Origin of the sequence: Acinetobacter lwoffii (assembly GCF_024129355.1) — a bacterium.
GTDB lineage: Bacteria > Pseudomonadota > Gammaproteobacteria > Pseudomonadales > Moraxellaceae > Acinetobacter > Acinetobacter lwoffii_I.
This window is the reverse complement of record NZ_JAMXXP010000047.1, coordinates 1-17,383: the sequence shown is the minus strand read 5'-3', so window position 1 is coordinate 17,383 and position 17,383 is coordinate 1. Positions and strand designations below refer to the sequence as shown.

At 39.1% G+C, this 17,383-nt stretch carries 17 protein-coding genes and 1 pseudogene; 11 read left to right on the top strand and 7 right to left on the bottom strand.

Annotated elements, in window-relative coordinates; genetic code table 11:
* Positions 1–243, top strand: a 243-nt coding sequence (locus tag NI468_RS14920; protein ID WP_338149776.1) for a transposase, incomplete at its 5' end; no start/stop codon positions are given.
* 106 nt (positions 244–349) lie between these two features.
* Here NI468_RS14920 and NI468_RS14915 read toward each other — a convergent pair.
* From NI468_RS14915 to NI468_RS14900, 4 genes are all read right to left on the bottom strand, one after another.
* Complete coding sequence (locus NI468_RS14915) at positions 350–2,827, bottom strand: heavy metal translocating P-type ATPase (protein WP_004281880.1); 2,478 nt, start codon at positions 2,825–2,827, stop codon at positions 350–352.
* 178 nt (positions 2,828–3,005) lie between these two features.
* Entirely contained in the window at positions 3,006–3,200 is a 195-nt protein-coding gene (locus tag NI468_RS14910) for a heavy-metal-associated domain-containing protein (protein WP_004733233.1), read from the bottom strand.
* 469 nt (positions 3,201–3,669) lie between these two features.
* Entirely contained in the window at positions 3,670–4,551 is an 882-nt protein-coding gene (locus tag NI468_RS14905) for a copper resistance D family protein (protein ID WP_004733231.1), read from the bottom strand.
* Positions 4,552–4,615: 64 nt separating this feature from the next.
* Positions 4,616–4,996 (bottom strand): copper resistance CopC family protein, encoded by a 381-nt coding sequence (locus NI468_RS14900; RefSeq protein ID WP_004681441.1) that lies wholly within the window; start codon positions 4,994–4,996, stop codon positions 4,616–4,618.
* A gap of 351 nt (positions 4,997–5,347) precedes the next feature.
* On the opposite strand from NI468_RS14900, the gene NI468_RS14895 reads away from it, so the two are divergent.
* The 6 genes from NI468_RS14895 to NI468_RS14870 all read left to right on the top strand — a co-directional run bounded on the left by NI468_RS14895 (position 5,348) and on the right by NI468_RS14870 (position 11,238).
* Complete coding sequence (locus NI468_RS14895; protein ID WP_004281876.1) at positions 5,348–5,590, top strand: DUF2789 family protein; 243 nt, start codon at positions 5,348–5,350, stop codon at positions 5,588–5,590.
* 603 nt (positions 5,591–6,193) lie between these two features.
* Positions 6,194–6,625 (top strand): hypothetical protein, encoded by a 432-nt coding sequence (locus NI468_RS14890; RefSeq protein WP_004695737.1) that lies wholly within the window; start codon positions 6,194–6,196, stop codon positions 6,623–6,625.
* Between the two features lie 26 nt (positions 6,626–6,651).
* Positions 6,652–6,900, top strand: coding sequence for a DUF2933 domain-containing protein (locus tag NI468_RS14885; RefSeq protein ID WP_004695740.1), 249 nt, complete (start codon positions 6,652–6,654; stop codon positions 6,898–6,900).
* Positions 6,901–6,920: 20 nt separating this feature from the next.
* On the top strand, positions 6,921–7,571 hold the full coding sequence (locus tag NI468_RS14880; protein ID WP_004663997.1) for a methyltransferase family protein: 651 nt from the start codon (positions 6,921–6,923) through the stop codon (positions 7,569–7,571).
* 11 nt (positions 7,572–7,582) lie between these two features.
* On the top strand, positions 7,583–9,958 hold the full coding sequence (locus NI468_RS14875; RefSeq protein WP_004733229.1) for a heavy metal translocating P-type ATPase: 2,376 nt from the start codon (positions 7,583–7,585) through the stop codon (positions 9,956–9,958).
* Positions 9,955–11,238: an MgtC/SapB family protein gene (locus NI468_RS14870; protein ID WP_109267457.1), complete on the top strand. Its 1,284-nt coding sequence runs from the start codon at positions 9,955–9,957 to the stop codon at positions 11,236–11,238. Before NI468_RS14875 ends, NI468_RS14870 begins: the two co-directional genes overlap by 4 nt.
* Before the next feature lie 39 nt (positions 11,239–11,277).
* Here the strand turns inward: NI468_RS14870 and NI468_RS14865 are convergent, their stop codons facing one another.
* Positions 11,278–12,678, bottom strand: a complete 1,401-nt coding sequence (locus NI468_RS14865) for a heavy metal sensor histidine kinase (RefSeq protein ID WP_004733222.1) — start codon at positions 12,676–12,678, stop codon at positions 11,278–11,280.
* Positions 12,671–13,351: a heavy metal response regulator transcription factor gene (locus NI468_RS14860; protein WP_004679347.1), complete on the bottom strand. Its 681-nt coding sequence runs from the start codon at positions 13,349–13,351 to the stop codon at positions 12,671–12,673. The genes NI468_RS14865 and NI468_RS14860 overlap by 8 nt, the downstream gene beginning before the upstream one ends.
* Positions 13,352–13,499: 148 nt before the next feature.
* On the opposite strand from NI468_RS14860, the gene NI468_RS14855 reads away from it, so the two are divergent.
* The 4 genes and pseudogenes from NI468_RS14855 to NI468_RS14840 all read left to right on the top strand — a co-directional run.
* A complete protein-coding gene (locus tag NI468_RS14855; RefSeq protein WP_253102504.1) occupies positions 13,500–13,796 on the top strand; it encodes a hypothetical protein in 297 nt (98 codons plus the stop codon).
* Between the two features lie 89 nt (positions 13,797–13,885).
* Positions 13,886–15,859 (top strand): multicopper oxidase domain-containing protein, encoded by a 1,974-nt coding sequence (locus NI468_RS14850; RefSeq protein WP_253102502.1) that lies wholly within the window; start codon positions 13,886–13,888, stop codon positions 15,857–15,859.
* Positions 15,846–16,766, top strand: coding sequence for a copper resistance protein B (locus NI468_RS14845; RefSeq protein WP_004733213.1), 921 nt, complete (start codon positions 15,846–15,848; stop codon positions 16,764–16,766). Before NI468_RS14850 ends, NI468_RS14845 begins: the two co-directional genes overlap by 14 nt.
* A 45-nt stretch (positions 16,767–16,811) precedes the next feature.
* A pseudogene (locus NI468_RS14840) lies at positions 16,812–17,076 on the top strand (hypothetical protein); the annotation flags it as partial.
* A gap of 53 nt (positions 17,077–17,129) precedes the next feature.
* Here NI468_RS14840 and NI468_RS14835 read toward each other — a convergent pair.
* Positions 17,130–17,383: transposase (locus tag NI468_RS14835; protein ID WP_253102501.1), on the bottom strand; the 254-nt coding region annotated here is incomplete at its 5' end.

Here is a 17,383-nt window from a genome sequence, read left to right as displayed (position 1 = left end):
AGCTCGCTAGAACGAAATGAATTACTTCGAACAGTTAAACGTTTAGGCAGGACACTATGGAAAAAATGGTCAGGCTATCATCGGCGAAGTTTGGTAGAAACCAAGATGCATTGCATTAAATTATTGGGCGATAAACTGAGTGCAAGGAGCTTTCAAAGCCAAGTCAATGAGATTCATACACGTGTGGCAGTCCTCAATAAATTCACTGAATTAGGTCGACCATTTACCCAAGTTACGCCTTAAATTTGGCTCAATTAGGGGCGCTTTGCATTTCAAATCTTTGTGCAACAAAGCCTTTCCAAATATATAAAGTAAAGCCAACAAAACTTTAAATGTATATAAAAAATGGTTAAATAATTGCAAGGGGGGCTTTAAAACGTTTTAATCGTAAAGCATTTCCTAGTACAAATATTGACGAGAGAGCCATTGCACCAGCAGCAAATACAGGAGAAAGTAGCAGTCCAAATTGCGGATAAAGTACACCTGCTGCAATAGGAATCAGAGCTGCATTGTAAACAAATGCCCAAAATAAATTTTCACGAATATTGGTTATAGTCGCTTTGCTTAAAGCGATAGCATTTGGCACTCCTTTCAGGTTGCCAGACATCAAAACCACATCAGCAGCTTCAATAGCTACGTCTGTACCTGTACCTATTGCTAAACCAATATCTGCTTCTGCAAGTGCAGGGGCATCATTAATGCCATCTCCAACATATGCGAGTTTACCATATTGATTTTTTAATTTTTTAACGGCCTCTATTTTACCTTCTGGTAAGACTTCTGCAATAACCTCATCAATACCTAGTTTTTTTGCAATCGCTTGAGCTGTATGACGGTTATCACCTGTAATCATGGCAACCTTTAAACCTAACTGATGTAACGCTTCAATTGCAGCAAATGTTGATTCTTTAATTGGATCTGCTACAGCAATAATGGCAGCAAGTTTCTGGTCAATCGCAACATAGAGAGGGGTTTTTCCTTCTTCTCCCAAACGATCCGAAAATTGAGAAAAAACATTAGGATTCAAACCTAGTTTTTCCATATATCGATCTGCACCAATATGAACCAAATGTTCAGACACCGTTGCTTCTATTCCATAGCCCGTGACTGACTTGAAATCAGCAACAGGAGACAGGATTAATTCCTTATCTATAGCGGCTTGTACAATTGCTCGAGCAATAGGATGCTCAGACTTTGATTCAACGGCTGCCATAAGTGAAAGTACGGCATTGTATTCAAACCCTTCTAAGACATGCAGATCGGTTAAAATTGGTTTCCCTTCAGTCAGGGTCCCTGTTTTATCAACAGCAACCACTTTAGTTTCTTTGAGCAGCTGCAAAGCTTCCCCTTTACGGAATAAAACACCCATTTCAGCACCACGCCCAGTTCCCACCATGATTGATGTAGGCGTTGCAAGTCCCATTGCACAAGGACATGCAATAATGAGTACCGCAACTGCATTAACTAAGCTAAACGTTAGGGCTGGCTCAGGGCCGAAGATAAACCAAGTAATAAAAGTTAAAAGAGAGAGACCCATTACTACAGGTACAAACCACATGGTAATTTTATCAACCAATGCCTGAATAGGCAGCTTGGAACCCTGTGCCTGTTCAACCATTCGGATGATTTGAGAAAGCACTGATGAACTACCAACAGAGGTGGCTTTGATATTTAAGCTGCCACTTTGGTTAATTGTTCCTCCTACCACAGTAGAGCCTATCGTTTTTTCAACGGGCATAGGCTCGCCAGTAATCATGGATTCATCAATAAAACTTTGGCCGTGAATAACTTCACCATCGACAGGGATACGCTCGCCTGGTCTAATCTCTACAATCGTTCCTGTTTGAACTTCGGCAATCGGAACTTCTATCACCTGATTATTGAGCTGTATTCTGGCAACTTTAGGCTGCATTCCAACTAGATGTTGAATTGCTAAAGACGTTCGGCCTTTTGCCTTGGCTTCAAAAAATCTACCTAATAGAATTAAAGTGATAATAACCGCTGCAGCTTCATAATAAACATTGACCGTGCCTTGTGGCAGGACACTTGGAAAGAAAGTAGCAACCACTGAATAAAGATAAGCAGCCAATGTTCCTACAGCCACCAAGGAATTCATGTCTGGTGCTAAGCGGAATAAACTTGGGATGCCCTTTTTAAAGAAGCGTCGGCCTGGAAAAATTAATGCTACTGTGGTCAAGAAAAATTGCATTAACCAGCTATTTTGTTGGCCAATGTTATCCATCATAAACGTATGAAAGGCGGGAATCAGGTGTGATCCCATTTCTAAAATAAAAACGGGTAGAGTCAATAAGACTGACAAAATTAAATCTTTTTTAAGTTTTTCTAATTCAATATTCTTTTTATCTTGAAAGCTTTCCGTAGTTTGATGAACTGACTTTGCTTCAAACCCTGCTTTGGTGACAGCCTGAATTAACGAGTCACGAGTGACAGATGAGCTTGCCTGAATAGTCGCTTTTTCAGTAGCCAGATTTACATGTGCTGATTCCACCCCCTCAACAGATTTTAAGGCTTTTTCTACTCGACCTACACAAGAAGCACATGACATACCCTCAATCGTAAGCTCTATTGGTTGCAGCGCTTCTACTTCGTAGCCTGCTTTTTCTACGGCTTTAATTAAAGTAGCGCGATCAAGTGGTTGATGCGCATAAATGACTGCTTTTTCGGTAGCCAGATTTACATGAGCCGATTCAACACCCTCAACAGATTTTAAAGCTTTTTCCACACGGCCTACACAAGAAGCACATGTCATCCCCTCAATCTCTAATGTTTCACTGTAGTGTGGCGTATCAGTCATTTCGGTACTCATATACGATCTCTATCATTTAGATATGCTGAGTTCTATATGCGAAGATCAGCTCGAACCAAGATTATGGGGAATTCAGGGGCTACTTTTATTGCAAGCAAGTACAGATTTTATCTGTACGATGAGGAAAATAAGAGAGAGTAAAAGTGGTAAGGAATTCCCACTGTTACTCTAACAGAGATTAAGCAGGATCAGCTGTAAATCCACGCTCACTGAGAGTGGCAATGACTTTATCCTGACTCACTGTTGTGTTGATTTCAACGATACGGTTTTGTAAATCAATATCGAGTGAAGCATTCGAGTCGAGCTCTTTAATTGCGGTAGTAATGCCGCGTGCACAACCACCACAAGTCATATTAGCGATGTGAAATTTCATATGTTGCTCCTTTTTAACAAAACATTTGTTTAAAACATTAGAACAGTAACTCTAAACTTTCACCATACAACCAGCCTTTTTCTGAATCAGTTACTCGCTGTAACTTGGTCTGTTTACAACCTTACAGTTTTCTTCAGAGTATTCCAAAGAAGAGTGTTCTAATGACTACAGTAAAAGTACTTAACCAACATTAATGTGACTTTAAAATGACATTTTTGTCATCTACGATCACTCTGAAATTTATAAGATTAGTTATTTCAATCAATGGTAGTGAACTGAATAGATGAGACCGTTATGGGTTGAAGATAAGCTAAAAACCGGTGACTACCTTTATGTATAATGCCTCATGATGCGATTTTACTGTTCTGATTGTCGTAAGTTGACAGTCCAGTAGAAACTTTATTGCTCAGCTACAAAAGATAAATGCAGTAATGTTAAATTTCCTCAATTCCCTTATTTTGAAATTCTCTTATTCAATACCCACGACAGTGGTTATATAGCCTGTTGTTAATAGAATTGATAGACCTAATAACATCTCAAATAAAATGGCATGACTAAGGTGTTTAGCGAATTTAGGATGTTGAAGACGCGGGGTGAAATACCATTTGTTGAAGGCAGCTAAAAGTAGAATACTTATAACAAAAAACATTTTAACCATGAAACCATAGCCATATGCAGTATTGATTAAGGTATTAAAATCTTTAATTAAAAGAAGAGCTACACTAGCGCCACAGGCGATTAATATCCCAACAATGAAAGCAGCAATACGTCCAAATACATGCATGCGATCTTTTAAAGGTAAACCACTTATTTCCCGGCTGGTTTTCCATAACGGATATAAAGACCCCATCCATAACGACATAACTAGAATATGGATTGATAATAAAATTTGAGCAAGTAAGGTTAAATTAGCGACATGTCCGAGCTGGGAAAAACTAAAAATAATCGGGATAAGTAAAATACAAAATATTGAACTTTCAATTATAGAAAAATGACCTTTGTTCCTGTTAAGTTTAACCACCATGAGAAGAAGTAAAAGAGCAAAACTAATAGAACGAAGAACGTATATATACCCCGTCGGAGTATTAACCAATATATTAATATACGTGGGGTCCACCATACCTGTAATACCAGTATTGGCAAAACTACCAATCAGAATAAAAAATCCCAAGGTACTGGAAATTAGGCCTAATCCAGCGCCAATTGTAATATATTTAAGAATCGATTCTTTTAGTTCAAGATATTGTCTAAGTAAAAAATAGCAAAAGGCTCCACCAACGACAAAAGCTACACTTAAATATAAAATAACCTTAGTTAACCAAGTGGCCCACATCCAATATTCAGAAATCATTATTTTTGTCCATTCTAGAACAACATGCCAGCACCTCACTGACATGTTGAAAGGTAATCAATTCTTATTTAGTTGATTTGATAGTGAAACTATATTCACCATTCATGTTGTGACCATCTTTCCCCATTGTTGTCCAGACAACCGTATATTTACCTTTTTTCAGTTTCGGAAGAGCGACATCAAAGGATTTCTTTAAGTCATGAGTAACTTTATATTTTAAAGGAACATCTCTTCGCTGAGCATCCAGTAACTTAATATTCATCAACATAACCTCTGCACCAAAGTTAAGGGTCAAGTTCTTTGGTTGACTAAGGATAGATGCATTTTCCGCAGGAATCGCACTCACTAAACTCACATGAGCGAACGTAGTTGTAGTAGCCACAATCATCGTTGCAGCTACTACAACATTACGTAGAGCAGTCATTTTATTTTGAAATAATTTCATTTACGTTTCCTCTTGATTCGTTAGTTCATTAGAGATGACTTTATAAAATCTATATTTAATGAGACCACATCATCTCCTCTTATATTTCAATTATTAGTGAGAGACAGAAACAGAGCGATGACTTCAAAATTACATTTTTGTCATTTTTAAAATTTAAAATCTTTAACTATTAAAATAATCTTATTGAAAAATAATGATCATTTAACAAACAAATTATGTAGGTGGTTGATTTATGAAATGTAGTAATCATTTTGTCTAAGAAAATAGTAGCTATTTAATTTTTTATATTTTAGTTTAAATATAAACATGTTATGTTTAATTTGATCTAATATAAATTTGTGGGCTAAGCACATGACTCAAACACGTCCAAGAATGACCAAATTATTTGAACAGCTTGGTTTAGCTTCTACTGAAGAAGCAATTGCAAAATTCATAGAGAGCCATCAGCTAGCTGGAGATGTTTTTTTAACACAAGCAATTTTTTGGACTGATGCTCAACGTCATTTTTTAGAAGAAAAACTACACTCTGATGGTGAATGGACGACAGTGATTGATCAATTAAATGAGTCTTTACATGAAAATTCAGTAAAATAATTTTCCGTTAGTATTAAGGATCTACATTCTTCCCTGCATTGAATACAACTCATTCATACAGTAGTACTGTTTTGGAGATGGAATCTCTATTATATAAGTAGTAGATTCCTTACTCTGAAATTTGGATTATAAACCCTAATATTAAAAATAATCTTCTTTACCTTCTATCTAATAAATATACCAATAAGTTTAATAATTAAATTATCCACCCTTTTTTCTATAAAAAACTATTTTGATCAACTGTATTTTTTCTTTAAAGGAATAACAGTGTAAATTACATTAAGAATGTGTCTCTAACTAGCCTTGGAGTCATCTAATCATTTCATTTTTATTTTTTTAAGCACATAAAATCATAACAACTTTAATAGTTTTAAAAGATTAATATTAAATAAAATTTTTGTCATCTCAGCATAGACTATATATTTCGAGAAGATCTCAAAATTACATTTTTGTCATTTTTAAAAATAATTAATTAATAGTGCTAAAATTTTTAAGAGAGACAGAGAATAACCAAAAATTTCATCAGTTTAGTAGTCAAATTCCTAGACTCTGTTCAGTACTAAAACATAGCTTTTACTTCCAAATTATTTAAAGGAAAAAATTATGATGAAATTCAAAAACATTTTTTTGGGCTTATGTATCGCAGCCGCGTCATTGAATACATTTGCACAGCAATCCGATGAACACAAAGATCACCACCCTGAAAAAACAGCACCATCTGCAGTAACAATTAAGCAAACAGTTACCAGCACCACTGCTACAGATAAAATGGCTGCAATGGATCAACACATGAAGGCGATGCAAGCCATGCATGAGAAGATGATGGCTGCAAAAACCCCACAAGAACGTCAGAAACTTATGGCTGAGCACATGAAACTCATGCAAGGAGGTATGAGTATGATGAAACAGATGGGCAGCCAAAGCATGAATGCAAATATGGCTGACCGTCAGCAGATGATGGAAAAACGTATGGACATGATGCAATCCATGATGCAGATGATGATGGACTGTATGCCTCCGTCAGCAACTAAATAGTTACCCATGAATTAGGGGAAAGCACCATGAATCACCAACACCAAGAAAATAATTCAGTACCTAACTTCTGGTCTACACGTTATGCCATTGGTCTAATCGTGCTGGGTGGTATCGCAGCTTATTTTCTATTAACGGAACATTTAGCCCACGTTATCGGTGCTTTGCCTTATTTATTCCTTTTAGCGTGTCCACTGATGCATATTTTTATGCATGGTGGTCATGGGCATAACCACTCGCAGCAAAAAAAATCCGATATATCTGATAACAAAAAATAGCTCTTATCAGGAGATCCATCATGAATCATGCGGAATCGGCTTATGGTTTATGGACGCTGGTTATCATTAACTCAGCAGTTTTTATCATGTTCGCTTTCAGTTTTTTTAGACCTTCCACTGCGCGCGATTGGCGTACATTTGGGGCCTTTTCGGCTTTTATCATTGCTCTATTTGTCGAAATGTATGGTTTTCCTTTAACCATTTACCTGTTATCTGGTTGGCTTCAAACTCGCTTCCCTCAACTTGACTTACTTTCTCATAATGCAGGTCACTTGTGGTCAACGCTATTAGGTGAAAAAGGTGATCCACATTTTGGCATTTTGCATATCGCCAGTTACGTTTTCTTGGGCTATGGATTTTACCTGTTATCAACGTCATGGCACGTGCTGTACAACGCGCAACGTCAGCATTCTTTAGCGATCACAGGCCCTTATGCACGTATACGTCACCCACAATACGTGGCTTTTGTGATGATCTTGCTGGGTTTTTTATTGCAATGGCCAACTTTACTGACACTGATTATGTTTCCAATCCTACTCTTAATGTACAGCCGCTTGGCAATTAAGGAAGAGGCTGAAATGAGTAAACAGTTTGGCGCTGTCTATGACAGCTATGCTCAACAGACTCCGAGATTTATTCCAAAATTCGGCCATAAAACCACTTTTCCATAAGAGAATTATTTATGTCAGATCAAAAAAATCATAACCAGGACCATATGGCACAGGCTACAACAGACGTACTGAAAGACCCAGTCTGTGGTATGACCGTCACTGAAGAATCGAAATACCATGAGGAATTTAAGGGGAAAACTTACTTTTTTTGCAGTGATAAATGTCAATCAAAGTTTCATAGCAGCCCGGTGCAATATATCGCTAAACCCGCAACGACGACTGCCGATGCACATACACAGCATCATCAGACTGTTCAACACGTTAATGCGGCAAGCACAACAGGTACGACCATCTATACATGCCCAATGCATCCAGAAATCAGGCAAGATCATCCTGGAAACTGTCCTAAATGCGGAATGACACTGGAGCCACTCATTCCTGAATTAGAGGAAGATGAGAATCCGGAGTTACGTGATTTCCGCCGACGCTTCTGGTGGACACTGCCATTGACCATCATCGTGACTTTTTTGGCAATGTTTGGCCATCAACTGAACCTATTCGACATGGCAGTTCAGAGCTGGATTGAATTAGTGTTGTCACTCCCGATTGTACTGTGGGCAGGTTGGCCATTTTTTTCCCGTGGTTGGCAATCGGTTGTGAATCGCAGCCCGAACATGTGGACCCTGATCGGTCTAGGTACAGGGGCTGCTTTTATTTACAGTGTGGTTGCGACCATTGCACCACAAATCTTTCCAGACTCATTTATCTCCATGGGTCGTGTCGCTGTTTACTTTGAAGCTTCAGCGGTCATCATTTCTTTGACCCTACTGGGGCAAATACTGGAATTAAAAGCACGTTCGCAAACTTCTGCTGCAATTAAGTCACTCCTCGGACTTGCTCCTAAAACAGCTCGCCGAATCCTGCCCGATGGAACTGAGGAAGATGTTCCTCTGACTCATGTCCATGTAGGAGATTTACTCCGCATCCGCCCAGGTGAAAAAGTTCCTGTGGATGGTGTAGTCACCGATGGAAGCAGTTCATTGGATGAATCTATGCTGACAGGTGAACCTTTACCGATCACTAAACGCATCGGTGATAAAGTCATTGGTGCTACCCTGAATACCAATGGTTCCCTAATCATGCGTTCAGAGAAAATTGGTTCAAGTACCATGTTGTCTCAGATCGTACAGATGGTGGCGCAAGCTCAACGCTCAAGAGCCCCAATGCAACGCATGGCTGATCAGGTTGCAGGTTGGTTTGTCATGGCTGTAGTAGCCATTGCCTTGCTTACCTTCTTTGGATGGGGACTGTTCGGCCCAGAAGAGTCGAGCTGGGTTTATGCATTAATCAATGCTGTGGCAGTACTCATTATTGCCTGTCCTTGTGCACTAGGCTTGGCAACTCCAATGTCTATCATGGTTGCAACGGGTCAAGGTGCTACTCATGGTGTGTTGTTCCGCGATGCAGCAGCCATTGAGAATCTGCGCAAGATTGACACACTAATCATCGATAAAACAGGTACGTTGACCGAAGGACGCCCTGTATTCGATCGTGTGGTTGCCGCATCAGGTTTCGATGAATCTGAAGTATTACGTTTAGCCGCCAGTCTTGATCAAGGCAGTGAACACCCGCTAGCCGAAGCGATTGTAAATGCAGCACACGAACGTGGCCTGCCTCTTGAAACACCAGATAATTTTGAATCAGGCTCAGGGATTGGTGTTCGAGGTCAAGTGGGCGATCGTCAGTTAGCTTTGGGCAACACAGCACTGATGGAGCAATTAGGTATCTCGGTACAATCTCTGATTCCGCAAGCCGAAGAGCTGCGTTCAGAAGGTGCAAGTGTGATGCATCTAGCCATCAATGGTGAATTGGCCGGCCTGCTTGCAGTATCCGATCCCATCAAAAAAAGTACCCCTGAAGCACTTGCCACCCTGAAGGAAGCTGGACTACGTATCGTGATGGCAACAGGAGATGGTCTCACCACTGCCCGTTCAGTCGCATCACGTCTGGGTATTGATGAGGTACATGGTGAAGTTAAACCCGCAGATAAACTCGAACTTGTCAGCAAATTGCAGAAGCAAGGTCGCATCGTGGCAATGGCTGGTGATGGCATCAATGATGCACCAGCCTTGGCTAAAGCTGATGTCGGTATCGCTATGGGCACCGGGACTGATGTTGCAATGAATAGTGCCCAAGTTACGCTGATCAAGGGAGATTTACGAGGGATTGCTGTTGCCCGTTCACTTTCGGAAGCTACTGTCGGCAACATGAAACAGAACCTCATGTTTGCTTTCCTTTACAATGCTTTGGGTATCCCTATCGCGGCTGGCGTACTATATCCATTTACCGGTTGGTTGTTGTCACCGATGATTGCCGCCTTGGCTATGAGTTTGAGTTCAGCTTCAGTCATCACCAATGCCCTTCGCCTGCGAAATAAAAAGTTATGATAGAGAGTTCCTTTCTTCCACCAGATGTATCAGGGCTGGTTGCAGCACTCGCCATCGGCCTGCTCATTGGTTTAGAACGAGGATGGCAGGATCGAGAACTGCCAGAAGGCAGCCGAGTAGCAGGTCTACGTACCTTCACATTGACAGGATTGCTCGGAGGAGTGCTCGGTCATTTACAACCAAACTTCGGAGCTTGGCCGCTAGTTGCGGCCGTATTAGGGCTTTCCTTATTACTAACAGTGTCCTATGCTCGTACCGCAAAAATTTCCGGTAATCTAAGCGCTACCACGACGATCGCGATGCTGTTGACATTAGTTTTAGGTGCATATGCATCCCATGGTAATGTTACTTTAGCATTAACCGCGGCTGTCATCGTGGCTGTATTTTTGGATCTCAAGCCAACCTTACACGGTTGGCTACGCTTGATAGAGCATCGTGAATTAACCGCATCCCTGCAGTTGCTGGTACTTTCTGTCGTTATATTACCCTACTTACCCAATACGGGTCTGGGACCTTTTGCTGCATTAAATCCTTACCAGTTATGGTGGGCAGTGATCCTGATTGCCGGACTCTCTCTGGCAGGTCATTTTGCCATGCGGCTTACCGGTTCAGAAAGAGGCATATTCTGGACAGGTCTATTGGGTGGTTTGGCATCTTCTACAGCTGCAACTGTCGCACTGGCACGCTATACACGCCAGCACCCCGTCATGGTCAGTGCTGCTATTTCTGGAACATTGGCTGCCTGTGGCATCATGTTTTTTCGTATGGTTGTGCTGATAGGCGTCATTGAGCCAGCATTGCTAAGCACTTTTGGTGGTGCAATGATGATTGCGGGAATCCTTCTGCTGGGTATGGCATTGTGGAGACAACGCCAAATTACCAGCGCTGAAAACAACGATCGAACAATAGAAGCAATGGCTCCTTTTGATCTTGGGACAGCATTCAGCTTCGCTGCTTTCCTGGCTGTCATGGCAGTCTTGGTCCCGGCAGCAAAACAATGGTTGGGCACCAGCGGCATCTTCGTATTATCGACTATTTCTGGGCTAGCAGACGTAGATGCTATTTTAGTCTCACTTGCCCGCCTGCATAGTACTGAAGGCTTAACAACAAATGTGGCTGCTGTCGCGCTAGGGCTGGCCACACTGAGCAACATGTTAAGCAAAGCGACAATTGCATGGATGACAGGGGGGGCACAGTTTGGCCGAGCTATCATATTTGGCTACACAATTGCCATGATAGGTGCTGGCGTAGCTCTGGCTCTCAGTTTGAGCTTTATGTAAGGTCAACTCGGGTAAATGGAAGATGTTCAAAAAAATGAGTTAAAATGATTCCCCTTGCATGGATTCACTTTGAAAAACAATGGTAAAAATGATTCGACCATTGAGGGATTCAGCCTGGATGGTCGCCCCAAGCATATCAAGAATAGATTTTGTTATCGCGAGCCCTAAGCCGGTTCCTTCTTCTGTTCTTTGTCTAGATGCATCTGTTCGATAAAATCGATCAAATAACCTGGATAGTTGTTCAGGAGAGATTTCAGGGCCTTCATTTTCAATTGAAAATATTGTGTTATCTAAATTCTGTTGAAGTTTTATGCGTATTGTAGAATTCTTATTTCCATATTTAACTGCATTAGATAATAGATTGCTGAGTGCTCGACGTAACATAGCAGGATCACCTTTGACATTTCCAGATCCTGTTTGTTGAAGCGTCATATTTTTTTCGGCAGCTAGCGCATCATAGAAATCAAATAAGGCTGTAACTTCTTTAACCAGGTCAATATTCTGTAAGTTCTGTAATTTTAGGCCATGTTCTGCTTTTGCCAAGAAAAGCATATCGGATACCATTCGAGCCAAACGTTCTAATTCTTCTAAATTAGAAAATAGTACTTCTTGATAGGTACTGGTATCTCGTTTACGGGCAAGACATACTTGAGTTTGAGTCATTAAGTTATTAATCGGTGTTCTAATTTCATGCGCTAAATCAGATGAAAAATCGGAAAGCCTTTCTAAAGCTGATTCTAGTCTGTCGAGCATATCATTGAAGGCAATTGCTAATGATTTTAGTTCTGTTGGTGTGTGCTCAACTTCTAAACGTTCTGAAAGATGTTGGGCAGAAATGCCTTCTGCGACCTTAGCCATTTTTTGCACGGGTCTTAAACCTCTCCAGGTTGCAAACCAGCCTAAAAACATTAAACAAATCGTACCAGCCAAACCAATATACAAAAGTTGACGCTTAAAATCTTTTAGAAAATGTAGATGTTCTGATGTATCGATCCCAACAATAATTCGTACAGATTGTATTTCAGAATTTCTATTTATACCTGTAGTGTAGATCATGCCACGATAGGTCTTATTTTGAACTTGCCATTTAATCCATGAATTATTTGCTGACTTGATTAAATTTTGAGTATTAATGATTGAAGATGCTGAACTAAATAAAATCTGACCTGCCGGTCGTTCTATTTGGACCATAAGATCATGGTGTCCAACTAAAGCATCTTTCAAATATAGATCAAGTTCTGGAGAATTTTTAGGATGCTGTTGGAGAAGATTCTGAATAAGCTGGATTTTACCTTCTAATTGGGTACGATCTTGCGTTTCAAAATGATGCATCACTAATTTATGGATGAAAAACCCCATCATAATGAGAATGCATATAGTCGATAATGAGAAAATAATACCAATACGAAAACTGATAGATTTGAATAATTTATTATTCATCTTCTACCTCTAATACATACCCCATTCCTCGAATATTCTGAATTAACTTAGGGGTAAAATTACTATCTACTTTATTTCTTAATCGTTTAATAGCGACTTCAACTACATTTGTATCACTATCAAAGTTCATATCCCAAATTTGAGATGCAATAAGTGCTCTTGGTAGAATTTCACCTCTTCTACGCATAAAAAGCTCCATAAGCGCAAATTCTTTAGCCGTCAGATCAATGCGTTGACCTGCTCGTGTTACCCGACGTTTTCTCAAATCAAGTTCTAAATCAGCAATCTTAATAATATTATTATCTTCTCTTTGTTGCCCTCGTCTAAGGAGCGTTTTTATTCGAGCTAGAAGCTCTGCAAAAGCAAAAGGCTTAACTAAATAATCATCAGCGCCTAGCTCTAATCCTTTTACTCGATCTTCGATTTGATCTCGGGCGGTAAGAAAAAGAATGGGCATTGTTTTACCGCTGCTACGAATATCATTGATAATATTCCAACCATTTAGTCCAGGTAACATCACGTCTAAAATAATTAAGTCATACTCTTCAGAAAGAGCTTGATGTTTACCCGTTAACCCATCTGTAACCCAGTCCGTAATATAGCCAGCTTCGGATAAACCTTGCTTGAGATAATCACCAGTTTTTTGTTCATCTTCAACTAATAGTATTCTCATCTCAGAATCCTAAGTTATTCATTAAAACTATAATAACGTTATAAAACATCTGATCGAGATAGATTACAAAAATGTCATTTTCAAGTCACTTAGATGTTCAATGCTTCACTTTATTGTAGTAGCAAGAAATTAACTTTTAGAGAAACTTATGAAAACTGTAGTGCGTCGTAGTCTAACAATTTTAATGTGTGCTGGAACTTTAATTGCTGGTACTCAATCTTGGGCAAAAGATGTATCAACCTCAAGTGCCACTAAAACGGTAAAAGCACAGAAACCTTGTACAAAACCTTGTAAAATGGAAAAAGATGACAAGACTCAGCAAGATCATAGTCAACATCAGTCTCCTAACTCATCTGACATGTCAAAAATGGATCATTCAAAGATGAATATGGACCATTCTAAAATGGATCATTCAAAGATGAATATGCCTAGTAGCAATAAATAATTTTATAAATAGCGAGAAAGAAGTATTAAAGTTTATACTAAATATTTGCTTTATTACTTCAATCTTGATCTTTCTAAAGGTGAGATAGAATGTCAAAAAAGTTAAGTCATATACTCTTAATTGGAGTTGGTTTATTTTCATCAACTTGGGTAATGGCGGCAGTTAAAGAATATGATTTAACGATCGCGGAACAGACTGTAAATATTACAGGAAAACCGCTAAAGAGAATTACCGTTAATGGTAAATTCGTTGCCCCTCTTCTTGAATTTGAAGAGGGAGATGATGCCGTTATTCGTGTTCACAATAAGTTAAAAAATCAGGACTCTTCAATCCATTGGCATGGCTTATTATTACCTGGAATTATGGATGGTGTACCTGGATTTAACAAATTTAATGGCATTGCCCCTAATAAAACTTATGAATATAAGTTTAAAGTCCGCCAAAATGGTACTTATTGGTATCATTCACATAGTAAAGGACAAGAACAAGACGGTTTATATGGTGCTTTTGTTATTTATCCTAAAGATAAAACTCCACTAACAGCTGCTGAAAAAACCGATAAAGATTACGTTGTTTTGCTTTCTGATTTTCATAATTCGACAAGTGATCAAATTATGAAAAATATTAAAAAAGAAGCAGATTACTATCAGAACCGCCGCGAAACAGTATTCGATGTATTAAAACAAGTTAAACGTGATGGGCTAAAAGCGACTTGGCAAGACCGTTCTATGTGGAATCAGATGCGAATGCTGAAAACAGATATGTCCGATGTGACTGGTTATACATTTTTAATGAATGGCAAAACACCTCAGCAAAACTGGACCGGTAACTTCAAAGCTGGTGAAAAAGTTCGCCTTCGTTTTATTAATGCTTCCGCTATGTCATTCTTTGATGTACGCATTCCAAACCTAAAAATGACTGTAGTCAGTGCTGATGGTCAACCTGTAAAGCCGGTTCCTGTAGATGAGTTCCGTATTGGTACTGCTGAAACCTATGATGTCATTGTGGAACCAAAACAAGCACATTACCAAATTGAAGCTGAATCTATTGATCGTACCGGTTTTTCAGTGGGAACATTACATGAAGAAAGCAGCCCAGCAGTCAAACAAATTGAGATGCCTAAGCCTCGTCCTCGTTCTTTATTGACTATGGAAGATATGGGAATGAATCATGATATGTCATCTATGAAAGATATGAATCACGATATGTCTTCTATGAAAGGTATGGATCATGATATGTCTTCTATGAAAGGCATGAATCACGATATGTCTTCTATGAAAGGTATGGATCATGATATGTCTTCTATGAAAGATATGAATCATGATATGTCTTCTATGAAAGATATGAATCATGATATGTCTTCTATGAAAGGCATGAATCACGATATGTCTTCTATGAAAGGCATGAATCACGATATGTCTTCTATGAAAGGTATGGATCATGATATGTCTTCTATGAAAGGTATGGATCATGATATGCCGATGAATAGCGCTACTGTTAAGGCGGCTTCAGACAAGAATGATAATACCGTATTTGGATGGGCAAATGCTTCAACACCTGAAGGTAATAAAGCATTGCAATATAGTGATTTGCAATCGTTAGATCCTCAAAAAGACACTCGTGCAGCTGAACGTGAAATAGAGATCCGTCTTGGTGGAAACATGGAGCGTTATATTTGGACAATAAATGGTAAAAAATTTAATGAAGCCGACCCACTAGTGGTGAAGTATGGTGAACGTATTCGCTTAAAATTTGTCAATGACAGTATGATGGCTCACCCAATGCACTTACATGGCATGTTTATGCAGCTTGAGAATGGTCAGGATCCAAGCAATATGCCAAACAAACATACGGTAATTGTTCCACCTGGGAAAACGATAACCACTCTACTCACAGCTGATGAGTTAGGTGAGTGGGCTATTCATTGTCACCTGCTTTACCATATGAGTGCAGGAATGATGAATAAACTCATTGTAGCTCAAGTGGAAGATGGTAATTCTACAAAGACTGTTCCTCAGTCCCAAGTAAATGAGAAGGGAGTAAATCCACATGCAAATCACTAAGAATTTCTTCTCAAAAACAGTCTTATCAATTGCATTAATAAGTATATCAAACTTAACTTTTGCTAATAGCAGCACTTCGGAACAAGAAAGTAATATTACAAATGGTATGAGAGTCTTATTACAGGAGTCTGGCGGCTTAAGATATAGCCCCCAAGAATTGTATCCAGAATATTATTCAATGGAAAATGCAAATGGGGGAGATAATATTATTTTGACTGCAAGAAAGACATCAGACGGATCTCACGATGATCATCTTAAAGAACATGGCGGACAAATTTATCAAGTAACAAGACTTGAAAATGCATGGATGGTTGATGAAGACGGTAAGGGCAACCTAGGAACAAAGCTTGAAACTTTGATTGGAACAGATGAAAATCGTCTATTTATTGAAGCCAATTCGGAAAAGTCAGAAAGTAATGATCCAAAATATGCTGTATCAGCACTTTATAGCCGTAACGTAGCCCCATTTTGGGATATACAAGCTGGTGTAAGATATAGCGAAGATAAAAATAGCAGCAACAGTGATCGAGTTGATGGTGTTATTGGTGTATTAGGATTAGCTCCTTATTTCTTTGAAACACAAGCATATCTTTATGGCGGTGAGAATAATTTTTGGGGAGCAAGTTTTGAATTAGAACGTGATTTGCTTTTAACTCAGAAACTTATTACTCAACCTTATATCGAAGCAGATGTAATATTTAGCGATGATTCTAACTATGCTGCAAAATCAGGTTTATCAGAACTTAAAACTGGTATCAAAACCCGATATGAGATTACTAAGCGAATTAAACCTTTCATTGATGTTGCTTACCAATATGAAAAAGGACAGAAAGCCACTTCTATGCAAGAGGCAACAGAGTCTGAAAAGGGATGGAAATATGGTGCAGGTATCGAATTAGTTTTTTAAAATAATATGACTTGGAATCATGAATGGTAGCTTCGGCTACTATTCATGAAATTGTTGTCATTTCCTTTCGAATCTGTAAAACTAAAAAAGCTTAAATTTTGGTCTTATCTCTATGCAGTGGTTAAAAACATGCCTATCGCTGTTTTTATCGTTTGCTATCCTTTTAGTAGGATCGGCTGCTGCTGCTTCGTCTGTACATAAGCGGTGTTTAATGCCATCTGAACAGATGAAATCCATGCAAATGGAAGCATCTCAAAACCAGGATATGATGCATACCGACTGTATGAAAGTTGAAGCAAAGGTCAAAAAAAGGCACTGTTGCAAATAGAGATTTGAGTCGATGAAGTTCCTTTTTAAAAGTGCTTAGAGACCGAAAACCCTGTTGATTAGACACACTTCACCTTGAGGCTGACCATAATAAAATGACGATGCTTGTCCTTTACGTAGTGCACGCATGACTTCAATACCTTTAATTGTGGCATAAGCCGTCTTCATAGATTTGAATCCTAATGTGGCCCTGATGATCCGCTTTAACTTACCATGATCACATTCAATGACATTATTTTTATACTTAATCTGCCTGTGCTCAATATCTACTGGACATTTTCCTTCTCGCT

Excerpts from the sequence above, each read along its gene's own strand:
- NI468_RS14845 (WP_004733213.1), top strand. The coding sequence starts at position 15,846 with ATGCAAATCACTAAGAATTTCTTCTCAAAAACAGTCTTATCAATTGCA.
- NI468_RS14890 (WP_004695737.1), top strand. The coding sequence starts at position 6,194 with ATGATGAAATTCAAAAACATTTTTTTGGGCTTATGTATCGCAGCCGCG.
- NI468_RS14880 (WP_004663997.1), top strand. The coding sequence starts at position 6,921 with ATGAATCATGCGGAATCGGCTTATGGTTTATGGACGCTGGTTATCATT.
- NI468_RS14855 (WP_253102504.1), top strand. The coding sequence starts at position 13,500 with ATGAAAACTGTAGTGCGTCGTAGTCTAACAATTTTAATGTGTGCTGGA.
- NI468_RS14860 (WP_004679347.1), bottom strand. The coding sequence starts at position 13,351 with ATGAGAATACTATTAGTTGAAGATGAACAAAAAACTGGTGATTATCTC.
- NI468_RS14875 (WP_004733229.1), top strand. The coding sequence starts at position 7,583 with ATGTCAGATCAAAAAAATCATAACCAGGACCATATGGCACAGGCTACA.
- NI468_RS14895 (WP_004281876.1), top strand. The coding sequence starts at position 5,348 with ATGACTCAAACACGTCCAAGAATGACCAAATTATTTGAACAGCTTGGT.
- NI468_RS14910 (WP_004733233.1), bottom strand. The coding sequence starts at position 3,200 with ATGAAATTTCACATCGCTAATATGACTTGTGGTGGTTGTGCACGCGGC.
- NI468_RS14850 (WP_253102502.1), top strand. The coding sequence starts at position 13,886 with ATGTCAAAAAAGTTAAGTCATATACTCTTAATTGGAGTTGGTTTATTT.
- NI468_RS14900 (WP_004681441.1), bottom strand. The coding sequence starts at position 4,996 with ATGAAATTATTTCAAAATAAAATGACTGCTCTACGTAATGTTGTAGTA.
- NI468_RS14865 (WP_004733222.1), bottom strand. The coding sequence starts at position 12,678 with ATGAATAATAAATTATTCAAATCTATCAGTTTTCGTATTGGTATTATT.
- NI468_RS14905 (WP_004733231.1), bottom strand. The coding sequence starts at position 4,551 with ATGATTTCTGAATATTGGATGTGGGCCACTTGGTTAACTAAGGTTATT.
- NI468_RS14915 (WP_004281880.1), bottom strand. The coding sequence starts at position 2,827 with ATGAGTACCGAAATGACTGATACGCCACACTACAGTGAAACATTAGAG.
- NI468_RS14870 (WP_109267457.1), top strand. The coding sequence starts at position 9,955 with ATGATAGAGAGTTCCTTTCTTCCACCAGATGTATCAGGGCTGGTTGCA.
- NI468_RS14885 (WP_004695740.1), top strand. The coding sequence starts at position 6,652 with ATGAATCACCAACACCAAGAAAATAATTCAGTACCTAACTTCTGGTCT.